Source organism: Flavobacterium sp. RSP46 (assembly GCF_003984825.1).
Taxonomy (GTDB): Bacteria; Bacteroidota; Bacteroidia; order Flavobacteriales; family Flavobacteriaceae; genus Flavobacterium.
This window is the reverse complement of sequence record NZ_RYDM01000001.1, coordinates 179,474-205,379: the sequence shown is the minus strand read 5'-3', so window position 1 is coordinate 205,379 and position 25,906 is coordinate 179,474. Positions and strand designations below refer to the sequence as shown.

Genomic DNA, 25,906 nt, shown 5'->3' with positions numbered 1-25,906 from the left:
TCTTTAAATCAGAATGAGCAAATATACAGAAGACGACTTAAAAATCGAACTCGAAAATAAAGAATACGAATACGGATTTTACACTGAATTAGAATCAGAAACGTTTCCTATAGGTTTAAATGAAGATATCGTTCGCGCTATTTCGCACAAAAAAGGAGAACCTCAATGGATGACTGATTGGCGTCTTGAGGCTTTTCGTGCTTGGGAGCAAATGACAGAGCCAGAATGGGCAAATGTGCATTATACCAAACCTGATTTTCAGGCTATTTCCTATTATTCAGCTCCAAAAGCGGTAGATCCAAATAAAACATTGGATGATGTAGATCCGGAACTTTTAGAAATGTACAAAAAGTTAGGCATCTCTGTCGATGAGCAAAAGATGATGAATAATGTAGCTATGGATATCGTTGTGGATTCCGTTTCAGTAGCAACGACTTTCAAAAAAACATTAGGCGAAAAAGGAATTATCTTCATGAGTATTTCTGAAGCCATCAAAGAACATCCCGAATTAGTTCGTAAATATTTAGGGACAGTTGTACCGCAAAAAGACAACTTTTATGCGGCGCTGAATTCGGCAGTTTTCTCTGACGGATCTTTCTGTTATATTCCAAAAGGCATTCGTTGTCCAATGGAACTATCTACTTATTTTAGAATTAATCAAGCAGGAACAGGACAATTTGAAAGAACATTATTAATTGCTGACGAAGGTAGCTATGTGTCTTACTTAGAGGGATGTACCGCTCCAAGTCGTGATGAAAATCAATTGCACGCTGCAGTAGTAGAATTAATCGCTTTGGACGATGCCGAAATAAAATATTCAACCGTACAAAACTGGTATCCGGGAAACAAAGAAGGAAAAGGCGGCGTTTTCAACTTTGTAACCAAAAGAGGAATTTGCGAGAAAAACGCAAAAATTTCCTGGACACAAGTGGAGACCGGCTCTGCAATAACATGGAAATATCCTTCGGTTATTTTAAAAGGAGACAATTCAACCGGCGAATTTTATTCGATTGCGGTGACCAATAATTTCCAACAAGCCGATACAGGAACTAAGATGGTGCATCTAGGTAAAAACACTAAATCTACTATTATATCTAAAGGGATTTCTGCCGGAAGATCACAAAATAGTTACAGAGGTTTGGTGCGCATTTCAGCAAACGCAGAGAACGCTAGAAACTTTTCACAATGTGATTCCTTATTAATGGGAAACAATTGTGGCGCGCATACCTTTCCTTACATCGAAAGCAAAAATCCATCGGCAAAAATCGAACATGAGGCTACGACAAGTAAAATTGGCGAAGACCAAGTTTTCTATTGCAACCAACGCGGAATTCCAACCGAAAAAGCTATTGCTTTAATCGTAAACGGTTTCAGTAAAGATGTATTGAATAAGTTACCAATGGAATTCGCCGTAGAAGCACAAAAATTATTAGAAATTTCGTTAGAGGGAAGTGTTGGATAAAATTTGATTCCAAAACAAAACTTAATGAATCTTAATACCTTAATGGTTTAAAAATAGAAACAAATGTTAAGCATAAAAAATTTACACGCCTCAATAGGTGACAAAGAAATATTAAAAGGAATCAACCTTGAAGTAAAAGCGGGAGAAATTCACGCAATAATGGGACCAAATGGTGCTGGAAAAAGTACGTTAGCCTCCATTATTGCAGGAAACGAAAACTACGAAGTAACCGAAGGCGAAATCACTTTAGACGGAGAAGACCTTTCGGAATTGGCACCAGAAGAAAGAGCGCACAAAGGCGTTTTTCTTTCGTTCCAATATCCAGTGGAAATTCCAGGAGTTTCAGTTACCAACTTCATGAGAACAGCAATCAACGAAACCCGTAAAGCTAAAGGATTAGAAGAAATGCCTTCTAATGAAATGCTAAAAGTGATTCGGGAGAAATCAGAATTATTAGAAATTGACCGTAAATTTTTGTCTCGCTCTTTAAACGAAGGTTTTTCTGGTGGTGAGAAAAAAAGGAATGAAATTTTCCAAATGGCAATGCTAGAACCAAAATTGGCTATTCTTGATGAAACTGATTCTGGACTTGATATTGATGCCTTGCGTATTGTTGCAAATGGGGTAAACAAACTAAAAAGCGACAAAAATGCAATTGTAGTGATCACACACTACCAAAGATTGTTAGACTATATCGTTCCTGATTTTGTTCACGTATTGTACAATGGAAAAATTGTAAAATCTGGTGGAAAAGAACTGGCACACGAACTGGAAGAAAAAGGATACGACTGGATTAAACAAGAACAAGAAGCTTAAAATTAAAATAGTCTAAAGTCGAAGGTCATAAAGTCAAAAGAAAAAAGTAATGGGAAAATTTAATTCTTTCGAAGAAATTAATTCTTGGCAAAAAGCAAGAGTTTTTAACAAAAAAGTTTACCTAGTTACCGAAAACACAAATTTCAAGAAAGACTTTGATTTCACTAGACAAATTAGGCGAGCATCAATTTCTATATCATCAAATATCGCTGAAGGCTTTGAGAGAAATACAGACAAAGAGTTTATTTACTTTTTATATGTTGCAAAAGCTTCCGCTGGAGAAGTTCGTTCTCAATTATATTTAGCATTTGATTTAGATTATATTACTAAAGAAGAATTTGAAAAACTTTTAGAATCAGTAACAGAAATATCAAAATTGTTAAGTGGTTTTATTAAATACCTAGAATCTAGTCGTAAAGTTTAAAAATCGAAAGTCGAAAGTCTAAAATAGTTGAATCAGCTATTTTATGCTTATACCGACTTTAAGACATTTGACTTTCGACTTTAAGACTTAAATAAAAATGGAATTAAAAGAAAAATTACTATCGTCTTTTATGGCTTTCGAAGAACGCATTGATGTACATTCTGAACTTCATGATGTGAGAACTGCAGCCATAAAAAACTTCGAAAATAAAGGTTTCCCAACAAAAAAAGAGGAGTCTTGGAAATACACATCGCTAAACGCCATCCTGAAAAATGACTTTACCGTTTTTTCAAAACAGGAAAATGCAGTTGAATTCAACCATGTAAAAAAATATTTCTTACACGAAATAGACACCTACAAAGTAGTATTTATCGACGGTGTTTTCAGTTCTAATTTATCGTCAACCACACACGAAGGAATTGATGTTTGCTTAATGTCATCGGCATTGACCAAACCAAAATACAAAATGGTTATTGATACTTATTTTAATCAAATTGCCAGCAAAGAGGAAAGTCTAACATCATTGAATACGGCTTTCGCCAATGAAGGAGCGTATATCAATATCCCAAAAAGTAAAGTAGCTGACAAGCCTATTGAAATCATGTATTTCTCTACAGGGAATGAAGCAGCACTAATGGTTCAACCTAGAAATTTGATTATTGTAGGGGAGAATTCCCATGTACAAATTATTGAACGGCATCAAAGCTTAACCGAAAATCCCGTATTAACGAATTCTGTGACTGAGATTTTTGCTCAAAAACGCGCCATCGTTGATTATTATAAAATTCAAAACGATACGCTTGAAGCCAATCTCATTGACAATACCTACGTTTCTCAAAAACAAGAAAGCAGTGTATCCGTTAATACGTTTTGTTTTGGCGGAAACCTCACCAGAAACAACTTGAACTTTTATCATTTTGGAGAAAGAATCGTAAGTTATCTTAACGGAATAACAATAATTGGGGAGAAACAACACGTAGATCATTACACTCTAGTGCAGCACTCTACTCCTAATTGCGAAAGTCATCAAGATTATAAAGGAATCTATTCTGATCGCTCGACAGGCGTTTTCAACGGAAAGATTTTTGTAGAAAGAGAAGCACAAAAAACCAATGCCTTTCAAAAAAGCAATAATATACTCTTGAGTGATAAAGCAACAATCAACGCCAAACCGCAACTAGAAATTTTTGCTGATGATGTAAAATGTTCTCATGGCTGTACTATTGGACAATTGGATGAAACCGCAATGTTCTACATGCAAGCGCGTGGAATTCCTAAAAAAGAAGCCAAAGCGTTATTAATGTATGCCTTCTCCAATGCAGTTATTGAAAGCATTAAAATACCGGAACTCAAAAAACGAATTACTACGATTATTGCAACTAAATTAGGTGTAAAAATGGGATTCGATTTGTAATCAACACTAAAAAGAAGTTATAATAGTAACCCTGTCAGAGTTTAAAACTCTAACAGGGTTTTTTATCCAATCATTTTTTCACACTCTCCACAATCCCACGCAACATTCCATTAAAATCAAAATTAGGATTTTCCTTCAAACCCATTCGTACAATCACTAAATCCAGTGATGGAATAATCGCTACCATCTGACCTTGAAAACCGCTGCAGTAATACATATCTCTGGGAACATCAGGGAAGTGTCCGCCGGCATTGAGCCAAAAGTGTCCACCATATCTTCCATTCGAAGTGTTTGTAGGAGTTGCGGTGTATTTTGCCCAACTTTCGTTGAAAATTTGTTCACCATTCCAGTTGCCTTTATGCAAATACAACAACCCAAATTTAGACCAATCACGTGTGGTAGCCCAACCGTAAGATGAACCCACATAATTTCCTGCCATATCCGTTTCGATTACCATCGAGTACATTCCTATTTTATCTATCAAGGCACTGTACCAGAAATCTAAATATTCCTGATGCGTTTTGAACTGCTTCCGTAAAATTCCCGAAAGCAAATTCGTGGTCCCCGAAGAATAATTCCAATGCGTATTCGTCCGGAATACCATTGATTTTTTCCGTTGTACAAGGGTCATGTCTTCGGCTTGGAAAAGCATTTTGGTGGCATCAGAAATTTTATCGTATTGCTCCTCCCATTCTAAACCGGAATTCATGTGTAATAAATCATTGGTAGTAATACTTTTTCGATCGTCATTTTTCCATTCTGGAATTGGAGCAGGTTTGTAAATATCGTATTTGCCTTGTATTTCCAAAATTCCAAACATGGCGCTGGTAATACTTTTTGTCATCGACCAACCCAATATTTTACTGTTTTTATCAAAACCGCTATCGTATTTTTCGGCAATAATTTTATCTTTATAAATCACTAAAAGGGAGCGGGTTCTTTTTTTGATTGCCTCTTTTTCATCAAAAGCATTGGCAACAGCTGCATTCAATTTAGTGTAATCAACATCTGAAAAAACAGTGTCTTTTGGCTCGTTATTCCCGTATGGAAAAGGCATATTAATATTCAATCTCGTTCTTTTAGGAACCAAATACGGCTTTGAAACATCAAAATCATCGTTGATTAAAGTGGCCCCCAAGCCTTCACGATAAATCGCTTTTCGTTCTTTCAAACCATAAACCGAAGCAATCGCAAATTTTCCGGTAGCTTCTATTTTGTTTTTGGCTAAGTCAATCATATCGATGTCATTGTCGCCTTTTTCTATCATTTTCTGCGAACGATTATCAATAAAATGTCCCGAGGCTATACTTTTGGCTGAAAAGCCAGAAATTAAATCCAATTTTGGATAGGTTATTAAACCAACATAAAAGATTCCGATAAAAGAGACAAAACCAACGAACTTGAATACTTTTTTCATAGAGGCTTAATTTGAAGCAATTTAATAAAAAAGAACCACATTATTGGAACAGTATCGGATTGAGAAAATGAGGTATTATTAACAAGTGTTTGCTATAAATTAATTCCAATTTCACTACTTTTGTATGTAGAAAAATTCTAAATAAGAAAAGACCAATACTAAATTGGATTGTCGAAAAAATTGTTGACTATTGGCGTTCTATCTTACCAATAAAAACAATAAAAACAAGCAGATAAAATGTTAGATGTAAATAAAATTAGAGCCGACTTCCCTATTCTTTCTCAGAAAGTAAACGGGAAAGCATTGGTTTATTTTGACAACGGAGCCACTTCGCAAAAGCCACAAGTTGTGATTGATGCGATCTCTAAATACTACCAGGAAATCAATGCTAATATTCATCGTGGTGTTCATACGCTGAGCCAACTGGCCACCGATGCATATGAAATTTCACGCGGTAAATTACAAAATCACATCAATGCAAAATTTCCCCATGAAGTGCTTTTTACTTCGGGGACTACTCATGGAATTAATTTAGTGGCCAATGGATTTACTTCGATTTTGAAACCCGGTGATGAAATTTTAGTTTCGGCAATGGAACACCACAGCAATATTGTGCCTTGGCAAATGTTGTGTGAGAAAACCGGAGCAATTTTGCGGGTCATTCCAATGAATCTGGATGGCGAACTGATCATGTCCGAATATGACAAATTACTTTCGGACAAAACGAAGATTGTAACAGTAAATCATATTTCGAATGCTCTTGGAACTGTCAATCCTATCAAATACATGATTGACAAAGCACATGAGGCAGGAGCCGCAATTTTGATTGATGGCGCACAAGCCGTTCCACACCTGAAACCAGATGTACAAGAATTAAATTGTGATTTTTATGTTTTTTCAGGACATAAAATATGTGGTCCAACTGGCGTCGGAATTTTATACGGAAAAGAAGCGTGGTTGAATAAATTACCCCCATATCAAGGCGGAGGCGAAATGATCAAAGAAGTAACTTTCGAAAAAACTACTTATGCGGAATTGCCCCATAAATTTGAGGCCGGAACACCAAATATTGCCGGAGGAATTGTTCTGGGAACTGCGGTTGATTATATGAACGAAGTGGGTTTTGACAACATTCAACAACAGGAATTAGAATTATTGGAATATGGAACCAAACGGTTATTGGAAATTGAAGGGTTGAAAATTTTTGGCACCGCAGCAGCAAAGACTTCCGTAATATCCTTTAATATTGAAGGCATTCATCCGTACGATATTGGCACTATAATTGACAAGCTAGGAATAGCCGTACGAACAGGCCATCATTGTGCGCAACCCATCATGGATTTCTTTAAGATTCCAGGTACGATACGAGCATCATTTGCTTTTTATAATACCACCGAAGAAATTGATGTTATGGTTGAAGCTATTAAAAAAGCAAAAGTCATGCTGTCCTAAAATTTAAAATTATCTTCATATGAAATCGCCATGACAGAAGCTGTATCAAACACCAATGAAGATCTGGCGATACCATATTCCTATAAAAAACAAATATTATCTTCATATGAAAATACTATCTATTATATTCCTGACTATTTTTATGGGCAACGGTTGCAATAGTGCCAAAGCGCAAGATATGGAAACTACTGTTATTGAATACACGGCCAACACCAGAGGTTTTTATCAAAAAATAACGCTGAAAAATCAGATACTGACAGTTTCAAAAGACAGAGACGGAAATGACAAACCAATACCCAAAAAAGTATCGGATGCCGACTGGAAAGAGTTAGTAGATTGTTTTAAAACAGTGAAATTGGATAGTTTGTCTAAGCTCAAAGCGCCCAGCGAAAAACGTTTTCATGACGGTGCCGCTATAGCCAAACTGAAAATTACCCTTAAGGAGAAAGCCTATGAAACCACTAGTTTTGATCACGGTTTTCCACCAAAAGAAATTAAGAAGTTTGTGAATACGATAACTTCATTAGCTAAAGAATAATACTGAAATAAATTCAGCATAGTATGAAAATTAAAGAAATACAAGAAGAAATTGTAGCGGAGTTCTCCATGTTTGACGACTGGATGGAGCGTTATGAATACATCATCGAATTAGGAAGAAAGCTTCCTTTAATCAAAGAAGAATTCAAGACAGAGAACAACATTATCAAAGGCTGCCAGTCCAAAGTGTGGTTGCAAGGAGAGCAAACGGATGATAAAATTATTTTCACTGCTGACAGTGATGCCATTTTGACCAAAGGAATTATTGCGATATTAATTCGTACTTTTTCCAATCAAAAAGCATCTGATATTCTGGAAGCAGATCTACATTTTATTGACGAAATAGGTTTGAAAGAACACTTGTCGCCAACTCGAGCCAACGGATTGGTATCTATGATAAAAAATATAAAAATGTATGCTTTGGCATTCAATTCGCAGAATTAATTGCGAACTAATTCGTTTAACCATATAAGACATTTAAGGTCATATAAGTCAGAATAAAAAATGGAAATTTATGACCAAAACATATTTAAAAGATTTAATTTATCAGGTTAATGGTTGTGCCATAGAAGTACATAAACATCTTGGTCCCGGTCTTTTAGAAAGTGTTTATCATACTTGTTTAAAAAAAGAATTGACAATAAGAGGTTTTGAATTTCAAACTGAACTTACAATTCCTGTTTATTATAAAGGTTTAGAACTTGAAACAGGATTAAGATGTGACTTATTGGTTGAAAAAAGTTTGGTTGTTGAACTGAAAGCAATAGAAAAAGTTTTACCAATACATGAAGCTCAAATTTTAACCTATATGAACCTTTTAGAAATTCCTATAGGATTAATGATAAATTTCAATGTAACACATATTTTTAAAGAAGGACAAAAAACATATGTCAACGAAAGATATAGATATCTGGAAGAATAAAAAACAAACATAGCAGACTTTAAATATGATTTAATCAAGCTAAATAATAAAAAAAAGTACAAATATAATATTCAAAACAAAAACCTTAAATGACCTTCAATGTCTTATATGGTTAAAACACTCAAATAATGGAACAAGAAATAGACACAACTGAATTAGGAGAATCGATCGTAAAAATATTAAAGACTATTTACGATCCGGAGATTCCTGTAGACATTTACGAATTAGGATTAATTTATGACGTGATGGTCAATACGGATTATGAAGTAAAAATCCTGATGACCCTTACTTCGCCCAACTGCCCCGTTGCAGAAAGCTTACCAAGAGAAGTGGAAGAAAAAGTGAAATCGATCGAACATGTAAAAGACGCTGAAGTAGAAATTACTTTTGATCCGCCTTGGAGCAAAGATTTAATGAGCGAAGAAGCTAAATTAGAATTGGGAATGCTTTAAATTAGTCCTAATGTCGAAAGTCATAAAGTCTCTAAGTAATTGACCTTATGACTTTCGATATTCGACTTTATGACTTTTAAAATGGAAATAATAAATAAAGTTACGAATAGTGTTTTGGAAGTTTTCGATCTTGAAGACTATTATCCAAAAGGGATTCGTACGCAAATCGATATTTCAAAATGGCTTTTAGAAGGATTTTTATTGAAAGAAAAAGACTTTAGAGAGGAACTGAAAAATCACGATTGGTCACAATATCAAGATCACTATGTGGCAATTCACTGCAGCACTGATGCTATTGTTCCTGCCTGGGCTTCGATTTTGGTTGCCATTCAATTGGCGCCATTTGCAAAGAAAATTATCAATGGAACCTTGGAAGATTTAGACGCATCCTTGTATGAAGAATTACTCCCTAAAATTGACTACTCAGCGTATGAAAACAAGCCTATTATTATAAAAGGATGCTCCAGAAAACCGGTTCCGATGCGGGCTTATGTATTGGCCGCGCATTACTTGTACCCTTTTGCACGAAGTATCATGTATGGTGAAGCCTGCTCTGCCGTTCCATTATACAAAGCGCCTAAAAAAGGATAATACCATTACGGAAACTAAAAGCGCCATGAAAGGAAAGCCGGTATTAGTATCTGTGAATATTTCTAATCCAATGGTTTTTGGGGAATTTAAAAAAGAAGTAGATGCCATCGTGGGAGAATTTGGTGTTCAAATGGAAGCTTTATTGGATATTGTTTCGGGTAAAACAGAACCTTCCGGATTATTGCCATTGTAAATGCCATTGAATATGACAACCGTTGAAAAACAATTAGAAGACGTTCCTCTTGACATGATTCCACACACAGATGCATCTGGTAATGTGAATGATTTTGGTTTTGGATTGAACTGGAAAGGGGTAATCAACAACGACAGAACTGCAAAATACAGCGCTAAGAAATAATTTTTTTTCAAGAAGATTAAATTTAACCCCCTGATTTTTAGGTGAGTTTTTTGTCCAATTCTAAATTTAAATCATAGCTCTAAAAAAGGAATTCAATAGCTCCCTTTTGTTAATTCTAAGCAAAATCAAATACTTATTTGCCTTTTTAAATCCTCTTTTACTATCTTTAAAAGATTTCTTTTTTTTAAAGACCAAAAATGATACTCATGAAAAAAATTAAATTAGTTTCACTTTCAATTATATCCTTTCTTTCTTTAAGTTGTAACGCTCAGGTAAAATCTGATGACATTCCTATTAAAGACGAGGTAAAAAACTATACGCTTGAAACCGTGGTTGCAGATATTGTTGTTCCGTGGGGGATGACTTGGTTGCCAGACGGTGCAATGTTGGTTACTGACAAAAGTGGTATTCTATATCACATTAAAAACGGAACAAAAACAGAAATCAAAAATGTTCCAAAAGTATACGCACGCGGACAAGGCGGGTTATTAGACATCGCTTTACACCCTGATTATGCTAAAAATGGTTGGATTTATATGACCTTCGCTTCCGATGAAGGGGAAGGTACCGGCGGTCACACAAAACTCATTCGAGCCAAATTATTGGACGGAGCGCTGACACAAATCGAATCACTTTACAAAGCCACTCCAAACACTACAAAAGGACAACATTTTGGTTCCCGAATTCTATTTGACGACGATGGTTATTTATATTTCTCCATCGGAGAGCGGGGCGAACATTTTGTAAATCCGCAAGACATTACGCGTGATGGCGGAAAAATATACCGATTAAATGATGATGGAAGCATTCCTAAAGACAATCCATTTGTAGGTCAAACCGGAGCCAAAGAAGCAATTTACACTTATGGAAATCGGAATCCGCAAGGAATGGCCAAAAACCCCGTAACAGGAGCCATTTGGGAACATGAACATGGTCCACAAGGTGGAGACGAAATCAATATCATAAAAAAAGGAATCAATTATGGATGGCCTGTGGTTACTTATGGTATCGATTATGACGGAACCACCATTAGTAAAGAAAATGAAAAACCAGGCATCCAAAAACCTATTTATTATTGGTTGCCGTCCATCGCTCCAAGCGGAATGACCTTTGTCACCAGCGACAAATATCCAGACTGGAAAGGACATTTATTGGTGGGCTCTTTGAAATTCCAATATCTTGAATTGCTAAAGTTAAAAGGAAACGAAGTGATCGGCAGACAAAAAATTGCAACCGGAATTGGTCGCGTGCGTAATGTGGCACAAGGTCCGGATGGCTATATTTATATGGGCGTGGAAGGAAAAGGAATTATTAAAATTATACCAAATTAAACGATGTTGATAACGAAATTATTTTTAGGATTTGGAGTGTTTGTATTGGGAAGCTTCTCTTTTGCAAATCCATTTTCCGCAGACAACTATATTGACTTGAATACTGAAACCGCAGTTACTGCAAAACTTCAGTCACCCGGAAAAGAAATTTATGCAGATTTTTGCATGCAATGCCATGGCGCAAATGGAAAAGGAGATGGTAAGAACTTCCCGCCTCTAGACGGTTCGGACTGGTTAAAAACTAAGAGAAATCAAAGTATCGCTGCCGTAAAATTTGGACAAAGTGGCGAAATTGCTGTCAATAAAATCAAGTACAATAGCAGCATGCCGGCCATGGGACTTACGGATCAGGAAGTAGCTGATGTGATGAATTACATTATGACATCTTGGAGCAATAAACAAACCAAAATCGTTACCGAGAAAGAAGTCGCGGGCATTAAAAAATAAAATATCGGCTTAGGATTCCTATCTAAAAAAGAAACGCTACCGAAAAACCACCGTAAAAATTGACGGGATTTCCTGGATAAAAATAACGTGGCGCAGCAGTGCCAAAACCAACTGCGTTTGGCAAAATATTAGCCGCATATTTAGTACCCAAAGCGTTATTGATTCCAGCATTCAGCTCTGTTTTCAGGATTTTAAGAATCGTGAAAACATAGGTCGTTTTAATATCAAGCAACGAATACCGCTCACTGTATTTTGTATTGGAATCATTTAACGGAATTTTACCCATCGTTCGGAAAGAAGTGTTGACACCAAATCCATTTTTTGTGGTTAAATCTACTCCAAAATTAAATTGCTTTTCAGGAACGCCCGTCAATTGATTTCCCGAATAATCAGCATCACCATCCAAGAATTCTTTGAATTTAAAGTTATTCACCGCACCTGAAAAATAAGAAGTCATTTGAAATTGGGTAAGTTCGAAAAGTTTGTAATTAACCAAGAATTCTAATCCTGAATGTGAGCTGCTTCCCGCATTAATCCCAACAAATTGATCATTGGCGGTGCGTCGTGCCACTAATAAATTTTCAATTTGTGTGCTATAAAACGTTACTTCGGTGTATATTTTATTTTCAAGCCAGTTTCCTTTGAAACCCAATTCATAATTCCACCCCACTTCTGGTTTCAAATTGGTGTTTATTTGCCCTTCTGGAGTCAGTGTTTCAGCAACTGATGGCACCGAAAATCCTTTACTCACTGATGTAAATATATTTTTTCCTTTGCTTACTTTATACGAGAAACCAATTCTTGGTGACCACACATTTCCAAAAGTAAAGGGCATTTTTTGAGCCCCAGAATTATTTTCGAAAATATCTTTTAACGAATATTTGGTTGTGTTAAATGCTACTCCGGTTTCCAGATGCAGTTTTTCTGAAATCCAAAATTCCATTTGTAAAAAGTAGTTGCTGTAGTTCCGGTTTTGTTCGATGGAGCTGAATTCGTCGCCTTTTAAACTACCTTGACCAGGTTGCGATTTGTACAAATTTTTAAAAAGGGAATACGCGTATTTTTCCGTTAATAATTCGGTACCAAAACTCAGTTCAAAGGGCAAATAAAACAATTGGTCTTTGTAATTCACATTCGAACGAAGGCCTAGCGAACTTGTTTTTTCGTCCAAAATATCAAAAGGTCTGGGTTCGTAAGCATCTTTAAAATTAGAAAAAATACTGGTTTGCAGCGACCATTTTTCAGAAAATTGATGGTCGTATCCTAAACCCAGCATGAATTTATCATACGACTCAAAACCTTGTGCGGCTGCCCATGTAGCGGCTGCTTTCTCCGGATTATTTCTTAAATCCGTCTCATTGATAGAACTTGGAATAAAAGCTTTCAATCGGGTGAATGTTCCCAAAAAGGAAAAACTACCCTTTGAATTAATTTTTTGTTTGGCATGCAGGTTAAATGATTTTCTGTCATAGGAACTATTTTCCCTGAATCCCTCACTTTGTAAATCCGTAAAACTCGCAAATACATTCGTTTTGGAATCGCTGTATCCTGCCGAGAGTCGGTTTTGTAGCAACCCAAAACTCCCAAAAGTAACTGTTGATTTTCCAAACGATTCCAATAATGGAGTTTCTCTTGAAAACAACTGAATCACGCCACCCAAACCGGATCCAAAACTCGTAGAATTTGGTCCTTTTATGATTTCTATTTTTTCGATTGACGCTAAATCAATATCGTCAATAGTGGTTTCACCATCACCGGAACTCAATGGTATACCATCAAAATAGGCTTTTATTTTATTGGTTCCGTATTGAGATCTGGCGCCAATGCCACGAATCGTAATCCTGTTGGTGTTCAACGCACCTTGTTGCATGGTAACCCCGGGAATTTTGTTTAGTACAGGGGTCAGTATAATGCCATCACTTTTATTGATGTCGGCAGTAGTAATCACTGAAACGGAAGAAGCAGTGTTTTGAGGTGCATTTTTAATTGGCGAACCCTTCAAAGTGATTTCTGAAAGGGCTATGGTATCTTTTTTTATTTGTCCAAAAACAGTGAAAACACTACATAAAAAAAGAAGAAAGGAAAGGCTGTTTTTGAACAATTTTTGTTGTGTTTAAGGGAATGAAAACGTTTATAAAGTTAGTATTTTCTTTTTGTTCCAAAAAACCCTTTTAAATAAAATATGGATTAAATAAAAATGCTCCCTACAATTATAAGTTGCAATTTACATTCTGTTTCATATTGTTTTGAATTCGATTAAAGATTATTGTAAAATTACACAAAAGTCTAGTTTAAACGGAAATTATATAAAAAACACCATTTTAAAAACACTAGTTTAACCAAAATGACGTTCTTTAAAAATCATATCTTTGTGATTAATCCGAGAATTAAATTATCTTTAAACTTGGACCTTCATTTTAAATAAAAAGTAGTAGCTACCTATGAAAAAATCAACAATTGCATATATCACACTTCCCGTATTATTGTTAAGTACGCTAGCCTGTAATCGGAATAAAGCCGCTGATAATGAAAGTGAAACAGAAAAACCGGCCACCGTAAAAGTAAATTCGATAGAAAAGAAAATAGCCCTTACCATCGACACGCTTGATTTTAATTCCAGAATGATTGCCTTAAGCAACAATGACACCACGGGCAGATGGCCTGTAAAAGCCCCTTATCCTTTACCGGGCGCACTCTTGCCCTACAATAGAATCATTGCTTATTACGGCAACTTATATTCCACCAGAATGGGAATATTAGGTGAAATTCCCCGAAAAGAAATGTTGGCAAAATTACAAGGTGAAGTGGCCAAGTGGCAAGCTGCTGATTCTACTGTAAAAGCAATTCCCGCTTTGCATTATATTGCCGTTACCGCTCAAGGCGCTCCGGGGAAAAATAATATGCACCGCATGCGAATGCCATTTAAACAAATAGACACTATTATAAGTTGGGCAAAACCTATAAATGCGCTCGTATTTCTAGACATTCAGGTGGGACACAGCACCGTTAAGGCAGAAGTGGCAGAACTGGAACAATACCTTTCCATGCCTAATGTACACCTTGGAATTGATCCGGAGTTTTCTATGAAAAATGGAGAGCGCCCAGGTTCAAAAATCGGGCATTTCACTGCCGCTGATATTAACGATGCCATTGACATATTGGCAAATATTGTGCGCAAAAATAAACTGACTCCAAAAGTGCTTGTAATACACCGTTTTACTCAGGGCATGGTAAAAAACTATAAAGAAATCAAGACCGTTCCTGAAGTTCAAATCGTTATGGACATGGATGGTTTTGGAAGTAAAATTCTAAAAAAGTCCACGTATATGAGTTATATTTATAGAGAACCGGTACAATTCACTGGTTTTAAATTATTTTATAAAAATGACAATAAAAACGATTGGAAGATGTACAGCCCAGAGGAATTAGTAAAATTTACTCCAAAACCAATTTACATTCAGTACCAATAATTTACTAATTGATTTATGAAGAATATTCTTTATTCGGTTTCTATTGGATTTTTTTTAGTAGTTGGATGCCAATCAGAACCTCGTAAAATAATACCGGAAATCCCGCTTATAACTGTTCCTGCAAAAATTATTGCACCAAAAAAAGTAGCGGCTGATGCTGCGACTATTCTTTCAAAAAAAGAAGTACCCGTTTTATGTTATCATAATATCCGAGATTTTAGTGCCAGTGCGAGCGGAAACATGAAAGTGTACACCGTAAAACCTGGTGCTTTTGCAGCACAAATGAAAGCCTTAGCCGATGCAGGATATAAAACCATTTTGCCACAACAACTCTATGATTATTTAGTATTTGATGGTCCCTTACCGGAAAAACCAATCATGATTACTTTTGATGATACCAGAGAAGAACAATTTAGCATTGGCGCAGCCGAAATGAAAAAACAGGGTTTCAAAGGCGTGTTTTATATTATGACTGTCTCAATTAATCGTCCCGGATATATGAGCAAAAAGCAAATTAAAAGCTTATCTGATGACGGACATGTGGTAGGCGCGCATACTTGGGATCACCACATGGTTACAAAATATATGGGCGACGACTGGAATTTACAATTGGTAAAACCAAAAGCAAAATTAGAAGAAATCATAGGAAAACCGGTGACGGATTTTGCCTATCCGTTTGGATTATGGAATACTGCAGCTATTCCTGAAATTAAGAAAAGTGGTTATGAAATGGCTTATATTTTATCAACCAAAAGAGATCCTGCAGATCCATTGTACACTATCAGACGTATTATAGTTTCCGGAACCTGGTCTACTGAAGGAATGATGAAAGCTGTACATTCTTCTTTTAATAAAGCAGAATAACCCATTAAAAGGTTCTAAATTCGTTAATTTATTCAAAAATCAAACAGCTATCTATACTAACACTACAGCAATGGAGCACAACCGTCAAAAAGGTTTCGTCAACAGACCTTTTATCCATTAATACTAAAGAATTCCTTAACTAAAAAAAGCACTATCAATTCGATTGAATTAATAGTGCTTTTTTTATCAGACAACTATTTTCTATCTTGGGGACAACCAGCTTGAAGGATTATTATAGGTTGTATTTTGTAGGATTAAAAATTTAATTATCGTTTTTCCGGTCTCGCCATTCGTTCTTACTTTTCCAAGACTTTGCTTTATACTCACTTTATCTCCTTTATTGACTGACACTGAGCTTAAATTTTGATAGACCGTAAAGAAATCTCCGTGCTGTATCATTACCGCTTTGTTTACTGGTGACAAAACGATGACACTGGTTACTTCTCCTCCAAAAACAGCTCTGGCACTTGCGCCATTGTCCGTAGTGATTTCTACACCGCTGTTGTGAACCGTAATTGTATTGAACAAAGGATGGGTTTGGTTTCCATATCCTAATGATATATATCCTTTTTCAACAGGATACGGCAATCTTCCTCTATTCGCTCTAAAATTATCAGCAACTATTTTAGCTTCGGGAGTTAACTCAATTTTAGAGGATGACACTGCACCTCTGGAAACCGGAGCACTTGGATTGGCTTTCGCTTTTTCTAAGGCGGCTTTCCTATTGGCTGCCGCAATGGCTTCCCGAATTAATTTATTGATTTGTCTGTCAATTGATTTGTACTCTTGTTGTCTTTTCTTAAGCTCTTTGGCAATCATATTTTTATCTTTTTTGATAAAATTTACTACCTTTTGCTGTTCTTTCTTTTCCTTTTCCAGAGCCAATCGTTCCTTTTCGTTTTCGGCAATCAGTTTTTGTTTTTCCTTTTTTTGAATGTTTAATTTATCATTATAGTCCAATAACTTGGTCGACTTAGATTTAATTTCCTCGCCCTGTGCTTTTCTATAACTGGTGTACTGCTTCATGTACTGCGCTCTTTTGTATGCCTGTAAAAAGTTTTCAGAAGACAATAAAAACATCGCTCTACTTTCTGACGAACGGCTTTTATATGATTTTAAAATCATTTCGGCATAATCCTCCTTCAGTTCCCCCAATTCTTTTTTTAATTTATTGATCTGAACCTGATTAATATACATATCGTTGTTAAGCAACTTGGTTTGCTTTTCAGTGGTATTTATTAATTTTTCTTTAAGCCTTATTTTAGTACTTTGAATAATCACCACATTGAGAGCGGATTTCTCTTTTTTCTTTACATTCTGCAGTAATCTTTCATTTTCTCGAATTTCTTTTTGAATTTGAGCTTTACGTTCTTCTAATTTTTCTTGTTGGGATTCCTGACTCCATAGTAATGAAGTGGTACAAATTAAAATTAGGCTTAGGAGAAATTTTGGCATATCGGAAAAATATTTTTGCTAATTTACTTAATTATAATTCTTTTGTACCCATTTGGAACACTATAAGGAAAAGAAAGTTCTTCATTGAAAGTTACCGTATTGTAATCTAAACTGATTTCGGTAGTTCCTTTCTTCTGAAACGTATTAATTAAAACACTTGTAGGCAATGTTGTCTCGTTGTATACTTTGTTGTCTGTGTATGTAACTTTGATCGTTCGCTCTTCGGCAGTTTGTGTAATTTCTTGCTTTTGAACTAAAAATTTATCGGCATCTAAAAAGAATGATTTTTTCGTGTTTTTGTTCGATGTATCATCTAATCGATAGGTTTGTTCCAATAATGTTCCTAGATATTTTCCTTTAGTCAAATCATCAATAGCCTGACCTAATAACATGTTCTGGATTTTATTATAATCCAAATCCGTTCCTAACCACTGGCTTAAACTGCTGAAATCCCCTTCAAAATAGTTTCCGTTGATTTTTTCGTAATAGCTCACCGTGGAAGGCGTAATCAATGCTTTTGCCATTGTAATTCCAAGAAAACGAATGCTTACTAAAATTTGTTCGTCTTTCTTGATTTTAATTTCTGCGGTAACGTTTTGGGTCTGCTTGTCATCCGCATAACGCGCGCTTGACTTAATGTATAATGTAGAAAATTCATTTTTATTGTTATAATGATTTTCTATTATTTTTTTGGCTGACATATACCCCGCTTCAGCAACGGGCTCATTACTGGCAGCAACCACAATGGCTTTAGATTTACAAGAAATCATAAAAACAGTAAGTAGAACTACTATTGAAATTTTTTTCATTATTTTTTTTCTTTTAATAATTGATTGGCTTTAGAGAAAAACAAGTCTTTTTTCTTGAAATCTCCCAAACCATTATACGCTTCTCCAAGTTGAATATTGAAATTGATTTCCAACTCTTTATTCTCCACTACATAATCCATGCCCATTTCTAAAAAACCCTTCGCCTTTTTAAATTGTTGCAGCTGATTGTTGGCTAAACCCGCATAATAATAAAACTGAGGCTGCGTTGGAAAAGTCTCCATAAGTGCCGAAGCTTTCCTAGCTACTGTATCAAATTGTTTCATCTCCGTATGCGCTTGAAGCAAAAGTAAATTCGTTCCGACGGCATCATCAGATTCCTTATTTGCTGATTTTTCATAATACATAATTGCTTTGTTCCATTGTTTTTTAGCATGGAAAAACTTCCCAATTTCTTTGGCAACATCAACGGAAGTATCCTTGTCAAAATAGCCGACAGCCTTCTCTAAATCAGTCGAATATTGCGGATTTTTATCGGTAAAAACCAGAAACTCATTCAGAATTCGGTGTTTAATCTTTGAATCAATTTTGGCACTGGCCAAAACAATATTCATTGCTTTAATGGCTTTTGGTGCGTCATTAGCATCCAAGTAATTTTTGAATACACTTACTTGTGCCCACTCCGAATCTGGGATTGCTTTTTCGAGTTTTTTGACGGTTTCAAACGCTTTTGACTCTTCATTATTTTTCGAATACAAAAAAATTAAACTGATATAACTGAACTCATCCTGTGGGTTTTTAGCAATCAGATCTTCCAGATTGGTAATCTCCATATTCTGAAATTTTCCTACAGACAGAATCTGGCTTTTGTATAATTCCCTTCTATCTGTTTTTCCGATGGTTTCATTAAGTTCCTGAATCAGTGCCAAAGCTTTCTCATACTGATTAGTCCCCATATAAAGTGAGGTCAAATCTTCTTTGTACTTGGGATCAAATTCAATCAACTTATTGATGACGGTAATTCCCTGAGTAAAATTTTTAGTTTCGTAACTCACATCATACATTCCTATCCAGAACCACTTGTTTTTAGGATCAATTTTAGTGGCGTTTTCAAAGTAATTATAAGCACTTTTATACTCTTTTAATGCTAAATAATTCTTCCCTAACTCATAATATACGGCGGCATCATTGGGTTTAATTTTATTGGCTTTATCCAAAGCTACAATTGCTTTATCATAGTTCTCAATCCCTTTTTGCAACAACGATTCGTAAAAAAGTTCCTGAAACTGATCCGTATCGAGCTTTATTTCCTCAGGTTCTGTTTGTGCCCACAGCAAAGCCGAATTGCATTGCAAAACGAGAAATAAAATTATGAAAGCGCTTTTTTTCATGCTGTATTTTTAATCCTGAATCTTTTTTATATAATACCACTTAACATTACAAATAATAACATTTCGTCGCATACTTGTTTAAACATATAAGTCATATAAGTTTTGAATTAATTCAAGTAAAACCAATAGTTCATTTAAGCGAAGCCACATAGCCTTGCAAGACTCGTATGTTTAAAATTAAATATTTTTATTTTTGATTATAGCATTTAAGTAGTTGGACCTATTTAATGTCATACTAAAAAATGAGTGAAATACTATTTGATATATAAGTCATATAAGAATTAAACCTTAAATGACCTTATGATTGTTTAAGTTACATAAGGCTAACACAATTGAAACTTAAACTTACATGACTTATATGGTAAAAAAATGCAACATTGTTTTATTCTTATTTCTTAGTGCATTAATTGAATTTTTTTATTCTAAAATCGAATAATCCCCAATGCTAATACTGGAAAAATTCCCATCAAAACTCGCGTGATTCCCAATCATTGCATTGTCTAAATTCGCATTTTTGATATGAGAATGGGTTTGTACCAAACTGTTTTTTATCGTACTGTTTGAAACATGGCATCCATCTCCTAAAGATACATTAGGACCAACAGTTGCGTTAATCAAAATTACATTTTTACCGATATAACAAGGCGGAATTATAGTCGAATTCTCTAATTTGACATCAAAATCCACTAAATGTTCGCCATCATTATGCAAGAATCCTAACATTCTGGAATTGGTTTCCACGGTTACATTCTTGTTGCCACAATCCATCCATTCGTCCACTTTACCGGGAACAAATTTCATGCCTTTAGCCATCATTTGTTTGATACCATCATTTATTTGATATTCACCACCGTGGATAATATTGTTATCTAATACTAATTGTAATTCGTTTTTCAGCACGGCCACATCTTTAAAATAGTAAATTCCGATAACGGCAAGATCTGAGACAAAAGTTACCGGTTTCTCTACTAATTCTACTATTTCATTTGCTTCATTCAGTTTTACAACACCAAAAGCTTCCGGCTGATCTACTTGTTTCACCCAAATCACGCTGTCGGCATTTTGGTCCAAATCGAAATCAGCCCGAATCAACGTATCTGCGTAAGCGATAACTGCTGGTCCACTCAAAGAATCTTTGGCACACATAATGGCGTGACCGGTTCCTAAAGCTTCGTTTTGGTAATAAATAGTGCCTTTGGCGCCTAATTTTTGTGCGATAGCAATTAGTTCCTCTTCTACTTTTTTGCCAAAACTTTCATGAATAATAAAGGCTACTTCTTCGATCGCTTGATTTAATACGCCTGCAATATCCTCTACTAAACGGTGAACAATCGGTTTTCCTGCAATAGGAATTAAAGGTTTAGGAATGGTTAATGTATGTGGGCGAAGGCGTGAACCACGGCCTGCCATTGGGACAATTATTTTCATGTTTTTTTATTGAAAGATTAAACGATTGAAAAATTTAAAGATTATCGCAAATCTTTAAATTTTTCAATCTTTAAATTATTAAATCTATTTCACTCCCGTACTACCAAATCCGCCTTCTCCTCTGGAGGTTTCTGTCAGCTCTTGTACTTGAATCCACTCTGCACGTTCGTGTTTTGCGATGATGAGTTGCGCAATGCGTTCTCCGTTTTGGATAACAAAATCTTCATTGGATAAATTTACTAAAATAACTCCGATTTCACCCCGATAATCGGCATCTACTGTTCCGGGAGCGTTCAACACCGTAATTCCGTTTTTAGCAGCGAGACCGCTTCGAGGTCTTACTTGCGCTTCGTACCCTATGGGCAATTCGATGAAAAGACCTGTTTTTACAATCGCTCTTTCCAGTGGCTTTAATGTTATGGGTTCCGTTAAATTGGCACGTAAATCCATTCCTGCTGAGGCTATGGTTTCATAGTTAGGCAAGGCATGTTGTGATTTGTTGATTATGTTTATTGTCATTGTTTTTTTCGATTAATAATTTTGATTAATAATTCTTTTTCATTGTGGTATATAAAATACATAAACACCAGTAATAACGTGATTCCTACGTAATAATTCTCTCTGAAACCATAAAATGAAACTGCCGAAAATCCTACTGAAATCAATAGATACATGAAGATTTTATTGGTATCATACGGAATAGGATAATATTTATTCCCAAAATAGTAGGAAATACACATCATACTTCCATAAGCCGCAATGGTGGCAATTGCAGAACCGTAATAACTCATTGTAGGAATTAAAAGAAAGTTTAATGCTAAGGTAATGATGGCTCCCACTATAGAAATGTATGCACCAATATGCGTTTTGTCAATGAGTTTGTACCAAACGGAAAGGTTGGTGTAAATGCCTAGGAAAAAATTAGCCAAAATAATTAATGGTACTACTTTCATGGCTTCCCAATAGGAATCATCTCGGATCATAATAACTTTGAGCACATCGGCAAAAACGATGACGGACAGTAATATAAACGACCCAAAAATGACAAAATATTTGGTAATTGTAGCATAGGTTTGTGGCGCATCTTTACTATTAGAATGGCTAAAAAAGAAGGGTTCGATTCCCAAAGTATAGGCAGTTCGGTACAAGACCATGAACAAACCGAGTTTGTAGCAGGCGTTATACACTCCCACTTCGGCATCAGCAATGTCAGGAGGCAATAAGTATCCCAATAAAATTTTGTCAAATTGGTCGTTGATGGCAAATGCTATTCCGGCCACCATAACAGGCATACCGTATTGCATCATGCGTTTCCAAAGCGAATAATCAAAATGCCATTTCAATATAAAGTAATTGGGTGACAACACTATAAAGGTCAGTAGACTGGCAATTAAATTAGACACAAAAATATAGCCTATCTGAAAATCTTCCAAGTAAAAAGAACCTAAAAAACTATCCGGGTTTGATTGTGAAATCACCGGTAAATAACTCAAAAAGAAAAGGTTCAAAAATAAATTGACAGCTACATTTCCTATTTTGATTATGGCGTATTTTATCGGTTGTTGATTGACTCTTAATTTAGAAAAAGGAACAATCACCAAAGCGTCGAGCACTAAAATCCAGATGTTATACGTAATAAATTGCGCTTCAATTCCGGCCCAAACGGCTAATTTATTGCGGAATAATAATGCTATAAATAGAAACGAAATGGAAGTCCAAAAAAGCGAAACGGATGTGGTTTCCACTACCGATTTCTTGTCTGTTTCTTTATTGTAAAATCTAAAAAAAGCGGTTTCCATTCCGTACGCAAGAATGACATTAAAAAAAATCATGCCGGCAAAAATGATGGAAAGTTTTCCGTATGCTGCTTTTGGAAGTAAATCCGTATATAAGGGCACCAAAAAAAAACTGAACATTCGCGGGACAACCGTTGCTAAACCGTAAATCGCAGTCTGTTTAAAAAGATTTTTATATAATCCCAAAATGGCGTATTTGTTTAAATTGATATCGACAAAAATAACCAATTCTTTGGTTTAAATGACCTCAGTACCTTTTTGTTTTTACTGCTGTTTTGTCTTAGAAAATATTTGATTTGAAGATTTTAATTAGAGCGGTTTTTCGAAGACATTGGAGATTTTCAAATAATACGTTTTATTTTTTAGCTTGTATTTTAATACTGCTTCTGTGGATTTGATATCGAATTTGGTCTTTGAAATTATAGGTGCTTTGTTGCAATATTCTTTGGTGGGATTTATATCCATAATCAAATCTTCTTTTTTATTGCTTTGTAAAAATGAAGATTTAAAGTCTTTTGGTGTAATTTCCTGAACTAGAGATTCTTGATTGTGAAAATAGATTTTCTCCAATTTGATGTTTGCCGCAAGCGGTTTTTTGAATTCGATATAAAAATTGATCACGCTGCTTTCCGTATCTTTTTTCACTTTTTGGTAGAATACTGATTGTATTTCTTGAGGAAATTCTGTTTGAAGTTCTTGTTTCATGGCGCAAAAAGTAAGGCTGATAGCGGTAATCACAGAGAAAAAAATTATTTTATATCCTTTCATAATTTTCTCTTTAACTTAGACCTTCTTCGTTTAAAATTTTAAGAAAGTGAAACCCTTTGGGTACGTAACCTTGGTTGTAATAAAAGCGATGTGCGGTGAAATTTCCGGTAAAGGCATCTAAAACGATCATCGTACAGCCCGTTTTTTTTGCCAAAGCATCAACATAATCCGTCAACATTTTGCCAATTCCTTTTTTGCGGTGATCTGGGTGTACAATAAAATTATCAATTTCTAAATACTTGCCAGACCAGAGTTTAGTTCCTGACCACAATCCAGAGAGTCCAACACATACATCACCTTCAAAAACGGCAATTTGCTTGTAGTTGTGTGGGATCATCTCTGTGAGATACGCATCGTATTTGTCTAAAGTGAAATTCGTATATAAATGTAGCATAACTTCATATTGAGCTAACATTTCCTGTTTAGTGGTCAGTTCTCTAATTTCTAATTTCATATTTGCTTTTCAAAAATGTAAAATTAGAGAAAAAGGAATGAGATTGAAAGTGATGATAGGGTAAATTTTTGAGAAATCTAATTGAAAATTTTGAAGTTTAATAAGTGTCATTTATCGCGCAACACCTAAAATTAGAGCTTATAGCTTAAATTCATAGAAAAAATCATGTTTTCAAATTATTGATGTTCAGGTATTTTAAAAAAATATTCACGGAATTAAGACACGGAATTCCGTGAATTCCGATAACAAGTGTTTGTATGTTAAAATATATGAGGGTAGTTTTGGAGTCAAAAAAAACAAATAAGTTCTTAGTAAGACGTTATTTAGAATTAAGTTTTTTTTCTAAAATGATATTGTAGCTACTTATCTAAAATTTATCAATTTAAAACAATTAAAACAATCTTAAATGAGAACAAAATTTATAATGAGAAAAAGTATATTCCTACTTTCCTTCTGCCTCTTGGTAATCAGTTGTTCTACTGAAAACAATAGTGAAACACTAGAAAAAACAAATTTAAATTCAAAACAGAAGTTAGTACAAGAAACTGCTATTTTGTTAGGCAAGTTATTAACTGACTCTGAAGTCAAAAACGCTTTAAATAACAAAATGAAAGAAGTTGACAAAGATGCAAATATTGTATCTTTTGCATACTTACTTGAACAAGAAGAAGGTTTAAGAAAAAATGAACAAGCTACGTTCAAAAACCAAATAAATAATTTAAGAAAGCAAAATATTTTTAAAAATGCTTTAAGAAAAGAGTTTGAAAATAATTCTAATGATTATAAAACAATTAAAGAAATTTTGGACAAAAACTTAACTTCTAAGAACAATTTTAGATCTACAGCGTTTATTGCAGATGAATTAACTAATCTTCTTGTTTCACAGGAATTACAAATTTTTTTTCCATTTGATCCTGAATATGAAAATGATGATCAAAATGCACAAGAATATTATGTTTCATTCGATCCGCTAAACAATTCGCAAACAAACATCGGATTTCAATTTAATACAGGCTACAGTGATTATGAAATTATTAATAATCTTGATAACAATTTTTTAGATAACAATCCCGTTTATGTAATCGTACCTATAGATCCATGTGATATTGCTGGTAGACCTTGTAATTTTATAGAACTGTTACCTACACCTTTAGACCAAAATAATGAACTGATAACTAGTGAGAATCAATTCATGGTTTACAATCCTAGTGGATTTACTAATAATAACAATACAATACCAACAACAACATTACTGACAACAAATACCAATCATAATAATATTCCCGAAACAGATGGTATCAGTTCCTATATCCCAAGAATAAGAATAAATGGAACTGGTTACATGGGGTTTGGTGGCACACATCAAAAGTTGAGATTTTACCGCGGCACAACTGATGGTTCTGTCACACAAAACGCAGATGGCACAATAACAGCTTCTCCAAAAGATTATATTGTAAAAGAATTCAGATGTAAAAGAAAACATGTCAAAGATAAAAATTGGGTTGATTTTGGTGCTGAATTTGACCAAGATTGGAACATGAGCGAAAATACACAGGATTTCGCTATTTTTTCCATACATAACTTGAAGGCTACAGCATCTTTTGAACTTTCCATGAAGTCAGGTTTTAAACTTGAAGATGGTAAAATTAAACCAAATGCCGAGGCAAGCGGTTCAGCTAAAATTAATGTTTCAGTCGGTAATGCAAAGTTTAGGACAAATGCAGAAATCTCACGTAGAATTGTTTTAGCAACTATTGTAGGTCTTGGCGCTACTGGTGAAACAGTCAGTGATGGTGGTGTGGATTATAATGTGAAGAAAAATGGCATTGTAGATTACTACTTTAAACACTATTATACCGACCTTTAATTATTAATTAGATGCTGTATCTT

Annotated in this window: 27 protein-coding genes; 17 read left to right on the top strand and 10 right to left on the bottom strand. The window is 35.0% G+C overall.

What is annotated here, in order from left to right:
* The first annotated feature begins 13 nt into the window (after positions 1-13).
* The 4 genes from sufB to sufD all read left to right on the top strand — a co-directional run bounded on the left by sufB (position 14) and on the right by sufD (position 4,116).
* On the top strand, positions 14-1,462 hold the full coding sequence (sufB, locus tag EKM01_RS00935; protein ID WP_126457852.1) for a Fe-S cluster assembly protein SufB: 1,449 nt from the start codon (positions 14-16) through the stop codon (positions 1,460-1,462).
* Positions 1,463-1,525: 63 nt separating this feature from the next.
* Positions 1,526-2,278, top strand: a complete 753-nt coding sequence (gene sufC / locus EKM01_RS00930) for a Fe-S cluster assembly ATPase SufC (RefSeq protein ID WP_126455797.1) — start codon at positions 1,526-1,528, stop codon at positions 2,276-2,278.
* 49 nt (positions 2,279-2,327) lie between these two features.
* Positions 2,328-2,702 (top strand): four helix bundle protein, encoded by a 375-nt coding sequence (locus EKM01_RS00925; protein ID WP_126552919.1) that lies wholly within the window; start codon positions 2,328-2,330, stop codon positions 2,700-2,702.
* Between the two features lie 97 nt (positions 2,703-2,799).
* Positions 2,800-4,116, top strand: coding sequence for a Fe-S cluster assembly protein SufD (gene sufD / locus EKM01_RS00920; protein WP_126552917.1), 1,317 nt, complete (start codon positions 2,800-2,802; stop codon positions 4,114-4,116).
* Between the two features lie 70 nt (positions 4,117-4,186).
* On the opposite strand, the gene EKM01_RS00915 is transcribed toward sufD, so the two are convergent.
* Positions 4,187-5,533 (bottom strand): serine hydrolase, encoded by a 1,347-nt coding sequence (locus EKM01_RS00915; protein ID WP_126561337.1) that lies wholly within the window; start codon positions 5,531-5,533, stop codon positions 4,187-4,189.
* 237 nt (positions 5,534-5,770) lie between these two features.
* Here EKM01_RS00915 and EKM01_RS00910 point away from each other — a divergent pair, with 237 nt between their 5' ends.
* The 10 genes from EKM01_RS00910 to EKM01_RS00875 all read left to right on the top strand — a co-directional run bounded on the left by EKM01_RS00910 (position 5,771) and on the right by EKM01_RS00875 (position 11,623).
* Positions 5,771-6,985, top strand: coding sequence for an aminotransferase class V-fold PLP-dependent enzyme (locus EKM01_RS00910; RefSeq protein ID WP_126563509.1), 1,215 nt, complete (start codon positions 5,771-5,773; stop codon positions 6,983-6,985).
* A 106-nt stretch (positions 6,986-7,091) separates the two neighbouring features.
* Positions 7,092-7,523, top strand: a complete 432-nt coding sequence (locus tag EKM01_RS00905) for a hypothetical protein (RefSeq protein WP_126552911.1) — start codon at positions 7,092-7,094, stop codon at positions 7,521-7,523.
* A gap of 23 nt (positions 7,524-7,546) precedes the next feature.
* Positions 7,547-7,966, top strand: a complete 420-nt coding sequence (locus EKM01_RS00900; RefSeq protein ID WP_126563510.1) for a SufE family protein — start codon at positions 7,547-7,549, stop codon at positions 7,964-7,966.
* A 70-nt stretch (positions 7,967-8,036) separates the two neighbouring features.
* Positions 8,037-8,444: a GxxExxY protein gene (locus tag EKM01_RS00895; RefSeq protein WP_126457831.1), complete on the top strand. Its 408-nt coding sequence runs from the start codon at positions 8,037-8,039 to the stop codon at positions 8,442-8,444.
* 128 nt (positions 8,445-8,572) lie between these two features.
* Positions 8,573-8,896: an SUF system Fe-S cluster assembly protein gene (locus tag EKM01_RS00890; protein WP_066075681.1), complete on the top strand. Its 324-nt coding sequence runs from the start codon at positions 8,573-8,575 to the stop codon at positions 8,894-8,896.
* Positions 8,897-8,977: 81 nt separating this feature from the next.
* Entirely contained in the window at positions 8,978-9,487 is a 510-nt protein-coding gene (locus EKM01_RS00885) for a DUF2480 family protein (protein WP_126457829.1), read from the top strand.
* Between the two features lie 25 nt (positions 9,488-9,512).
* Positions 9,513-9,680, top strand: a complete 168-nt coding sequence (locus EKM01_RS14505) for a hypothetical protein (RefSeq protein WP_156063277.1) — start codon at positions 9,513-9,515, stop codon at positions 9,678-9,680.
* Between the two features lie 12 nt (positions 9,681-9,692).
* Positions 9,693-9,845, top strand: coding sequence for a hypothetical protein (locus EKM01_RS14500; RefSeq protein ID WP_156063279.1), 153 nt, complete (start codon positions 9,693-9,695; stop codon positions 9,843-9,845).
* Positions 9,846-10,051: 206 nt separating this feature from the next.
* The gene (locus EKM01_RS00880; protein ID WP_126577084.1) at positions 10,052-11,176 is read left to right on the top strand and encodes a PQQ-dependent sugar dehydrogenase; all 1,125 of its coding nucleotides are present in this window, start codon (positions 10,052-10,054) and stop codon (positions 11,174-11,176) included.
* Positions 11,177-11,179: 3 nt separating this feature from the next.
* On the top strand, positions 11,180-11,623 hold the full coding sequence (locus tag EKM01_RS00875) for a cytochrome c (protein WP_126457823.1): 444 nt from the start codon (positions 11,180-11,182) through the stop codon (positions 11,621-11,623).
* A 22-nt stretch (positions 11,624-11,645) separates the two neighbouring features.
* On the opposite strand, the gene EKM01_RS00870 is transcribed toward EKM01_RS00875, so the two are convergent.
* Positions 11,646-13,724, bottom strand: coding sequence for a TonB-dependent receptor (locus EKM01_RS00870; RefSeq protein ID WP_126766289.1), 2,079 nt, complete (start codon positions 13,722-13,724; stop codon positions 11,646-11,648).
* Between the two features lie 340 nt (positions 13,725-14,064).
* On the opposite strand from EKM01_RS00870, the gene EKM01_RS00865 reads away from it, so the two are divergent.
* Together EKM01_RS00865 and EKM01_RS00860 are read left to right on the top strand one after the other, a co-directional pair.
* Positions 14,065-15,093 (top strand): hypothetical protein, encoded by a 1,029-nt coding sequence (locus EKM01_RS00865; protein ID WP_126561342.1) that lies wholly within the window; start codon positions 14,065-14,067, stop codon positions 15,091-15,093.
* 15 nt (positions 15,094-15,108) lie between these two features.
* Positions 15,109-15,957: a polysaccharide deacetylase family protein gene (locus EKM01_RS00860; protein WP_126766284.1), complete on the top strand. Its 849-nt coding sequence runs from the start codon at positions 15,109-15,111 to the stop codon at positions 15,955-15,957.
* Positions 15,958-16,158: 201 nt separating this feature from the next.
* On the opposite strand, the gene EKM01_RS00855 is transcribed toward EKM01_RS00860, so the two are convergent.
* The 8 genes from EKM01_RS00855 to EKM01_RS00820 form a co-directional block, all read right to left on the bottom strand.
* A complete protein-coding gene (locus EKM01_RS00855) occupies positions 16,159-17,412 on the bottom strand; it encodes a murein hydrolase activator EnvC (protein WP_126455028.1) in 1,254 nt (417 codons plus the stop codon).
* A gap of 23 nt (positions 17,413-17,435) precedes the next feature.
* Complete coding sequence (locus EKM01_RS00850) at positions 17,436-18,221, bottom strand: DUF4292 domain-containing protein (RefSeq protein WP_126561344.1); 786 nt, start codon at positions 18,219-18,221, stop codon at positions 17,436-17,438.
* The gene (locus tag EKM01_RS00845) at positions 18,221-19,570 is read right to left on the bottom strand and encodes a lipopolysaccharide assembly protein LapB (RefSeq protein ID WP_126766280.1); all 1,350 of its coding nucleotides are present in this window, start codon (positions 19,568-19,570) and stop codon (positions 18,221-18,223) included. The genes EKM01_RS00850 and EKM01_RS00845 overlap by 1 nt, the downstream gene beginning before the upstream one ends.
* A gap of 417 nt (positions 19,571-19,987) precedes the next feature.
* A complete protein-coding gene (locus EKM01_RS00840) occupies positions 19,988-20,998 on the bottom strand; it encodes a sugar phosphate nucleotidyltransferase (protein ID WP_126766275.1) in 1,011 nt (336 codons plus the stop codon).
* A gap of 84 nt (positions 20,999-21,082) precedes the next feature.
* On the bottom strand, positions 21,083-21,517 hold the full coding sequence (dut, locus tag EKM01_RS00835; RefSeq protein ID WP_126552895.1) for a dUTP diphosphatase: 435 nt from the start codon (positions 21,515-21,517) through the stop codon (positions 21,083-21,085).
* The gene (locus tag EKM01_RS00830) at positions 21,514-22,980 is read right to left on the bottom strand and encodes a lipopolysaccharide biosynthesis protein (RefSeq protein WP_126766271.1); all 1,467 of its coding nucleotides are present in this window, start codon (positions 22,978-22,980) and stop codon (positions 21,514-21,516) included. Before EKM01_RS00830 ends, dut begins: the two co-directional genes overlap by 4 nt.
* A 123-nt stretch (positions 22,981-23,103) precedes the next feature.
* Positions 23,104-23,562 (bottom strand): hypothetical protein, encoded by a 459-nt coding sequence (locus tag EKM01_RS00825; protein WP_126766266.1) that lies wholly within the window; start codon positions 23,560-23,562, stop codon positions 23,104-23,106.
* A gap of 10 nt (positions 23,563-23,572) precedes the next feature.
* The gene (locus EKM01_RS00820) at positions 23,573-24,016 is read right to left on the bottom strand and encodes a GNAT family N-acetyltransferase (protein ID WP_126457805.1); all 444 of its coding nucleotides are present in this window, start codon (positions 24,014-24,016) and stop codon (positions 23,573-23,575) included.
* Between the two features lie 406 nt (positions 24,017-24,422).
* Between EKM01_RS00820 and EKM01_RS00815 the strand changes: the two genes are divergently transcribed.
* Entirely contained in the window at positions 24,423-25,883 is a 1,461-nt protein-coding gene (locus EKM01_RS00815) for a hypothetical protein (protein WP_126552891.1), read from the top strand.
* The last annotated feature ends 23 nt before the right edge of the window (positions 25,884-25,906 follow it).

Bases quoted from the DNA above. Each gene is read 5' to 3' on its own strand.
- sufB (WP_126457852.1), top strand. From the start codon at position 14: ATGAGCAAATATACAGAAGACGACTTAAAAATCGAACTCGAAAATAAA.
- sufC (WP_126455797.1), top strand. From the start codon at position 1,526: ATGTTAAGCATAAAAAATTTACACGCCTCAATAGGTGACAAAGAAATA.
- EKM01_RS00925 (WP_126552919.1), top strand. From the start codon at position 2,328: ATGGGAAAATTTAATTCTTTCGAAGAAATTAATTCTTGGCAAAAAGCA.
- sufD (WP_126552917.1), top strand. From the start codon at position 2,800: ATGGAATTAAAAGAAAAATTACTATCGTCTTTTATGGCTTTCGAAGAA.
- EKM01_RS00915 (WP_126561337.1), bottom strand. From the start codon at position 5,533: ATGAAAAAAGTATTCAAGTTCGTTGGTTTTGTCTCTTTTATCGGAATC.
- EKM01_RS00910 (WP_126563509.1), top strand. From the start codon at position 5,771: ATGTTAGATGTAAATAAAATTAGAGCCGACTTCCCTATTCTTTCTCAG.
- EKM01_RS00905 (WP_126552911.1), top strand. From the start codon at position 7,092: ATGAAAATACTATCTATTATATTCCTGACTATTTTTATGGGCAACGGT.
- EKM01_RS00900 (WP_126563510.1), top strand. From the start codon at position 7,547: ATGAAAATTAAAGAAATACAAGAAGAAATTGTAGCGGAGTTCTCCATG.
- EKM01_RS00895 (WP_126457831.1), top strand. From the start codon at position 8,037: ATGACCAAAACATATTTAAAAGATTTAATTTATCAGGTTAATGGTTGT.
- EKM01_RS00890 (WP_066075681.1), top strand. From the start codon at position 8,573: ATGGAACAAGAAATAGACACAACTGAATTAGGAGAATCGATCGTAAAA.
- EKM01_RS00885 (WP_126457829.1), top strand. From the start codon at position 8,978: ATGGAAATAATAAATAAAGTTACGAATAGTGTTTTGGAAGTTTTCGAT.
- EKM01_RS14505 (WP_156063277.1), top strand. From the start codon at position 9,513: ATGAAAGGAAAGCCGGTATTAGTATCTGTGAATATTTCTAATCCAATG.
- EKM01_RS14500 (WP_156063279.1), top strand. From the start codon at position 9,693: ATGACAACCGTTGAAAAACAATTAGAAGACGTTCCTCTTGACATGATT.
- EKM01_RS00880 (WP_126577084.1), top strand. From the start codon at position 10,052: ATGAAAAAAATTAAATTAGTTTCACTTTCAATTATATCCTTTCTTTCT.
- EKM01_RS00875 (WP_126457823.1), top strand. From the start codon at position 11,180: ATGTTGATAACGAAATTATTTTTAGGATTTGGAGTGTTTGTATTGGGA.
- EKM01_RS00865 (WP_126561342.1), top strand. From the start codon at position 14,065: ATGAAAAAATCAACAATTGCATATATCACACTTCCCGTATTATTGTTA.
- EKM01_RS00860 (WP_126766284.1), top strand. From the start codon at position 15,109: ATGAAGAATATTCTTTATTCGGTTTCTATTGGATTTTTTTTAGTAGTT.
- EKM01_RS00855 (WP_126455028.1), bottom strand. From the start codon at position 17,412: ATGCCAAAATTTCTCCTAAGCCTAATTTTAATTTGTACCACTTCATTA.
- EKM01_RS00850 (WP_126561344.1), bottom strand. From the start codon at position 18,221: ATGAAAAAAATTTCAATAGTAGTTCTACTTACTGTTTTTATGATTTCT.
- EKM01_RS00845 (WP_126766280.1), bottom strand. From the start codon at position 19,570: ATGAAAAAAAGCGCTTTCATAATTTTATTTCTCGTTTTGCAATGCAAT.
- EKM01_RS00840 (WP_126766275.1), bottom strand. From the start codon at position 20,998: ATGAAAATAATTGTCCCAATGGCAGGCCGTGGTTCACGCCTTCGCCCA.
- dut (WP_126552895.1), bottom strand. From the start codon at position 21,517: ATGACAATAAACATAATCAACAAATCACAACATGCCTTGCCTAACTAT.
- EKM01_RS00825 (WP_126766266.1), bottom strand. From the start codon at position 23,562: ATGAAAGGATATAAAATAATTTTTTTCTCTGTGATTACCGCTATCAGC.
- EKM01_RS00820 (WP_126457805.1), bottom strand. From the start codon at position 24,016: ATGAAATTAGAAATTAGAGAACTGACCACTAAACAGGAAATGTTAGCT.
- EKM01_RS00815 (WP_126552891.1), top strand. From the start codon at position 24,423: ATGAGAACAAAATTTATAATGAGAAAAAGTATATTCCTACTTTCCTTC.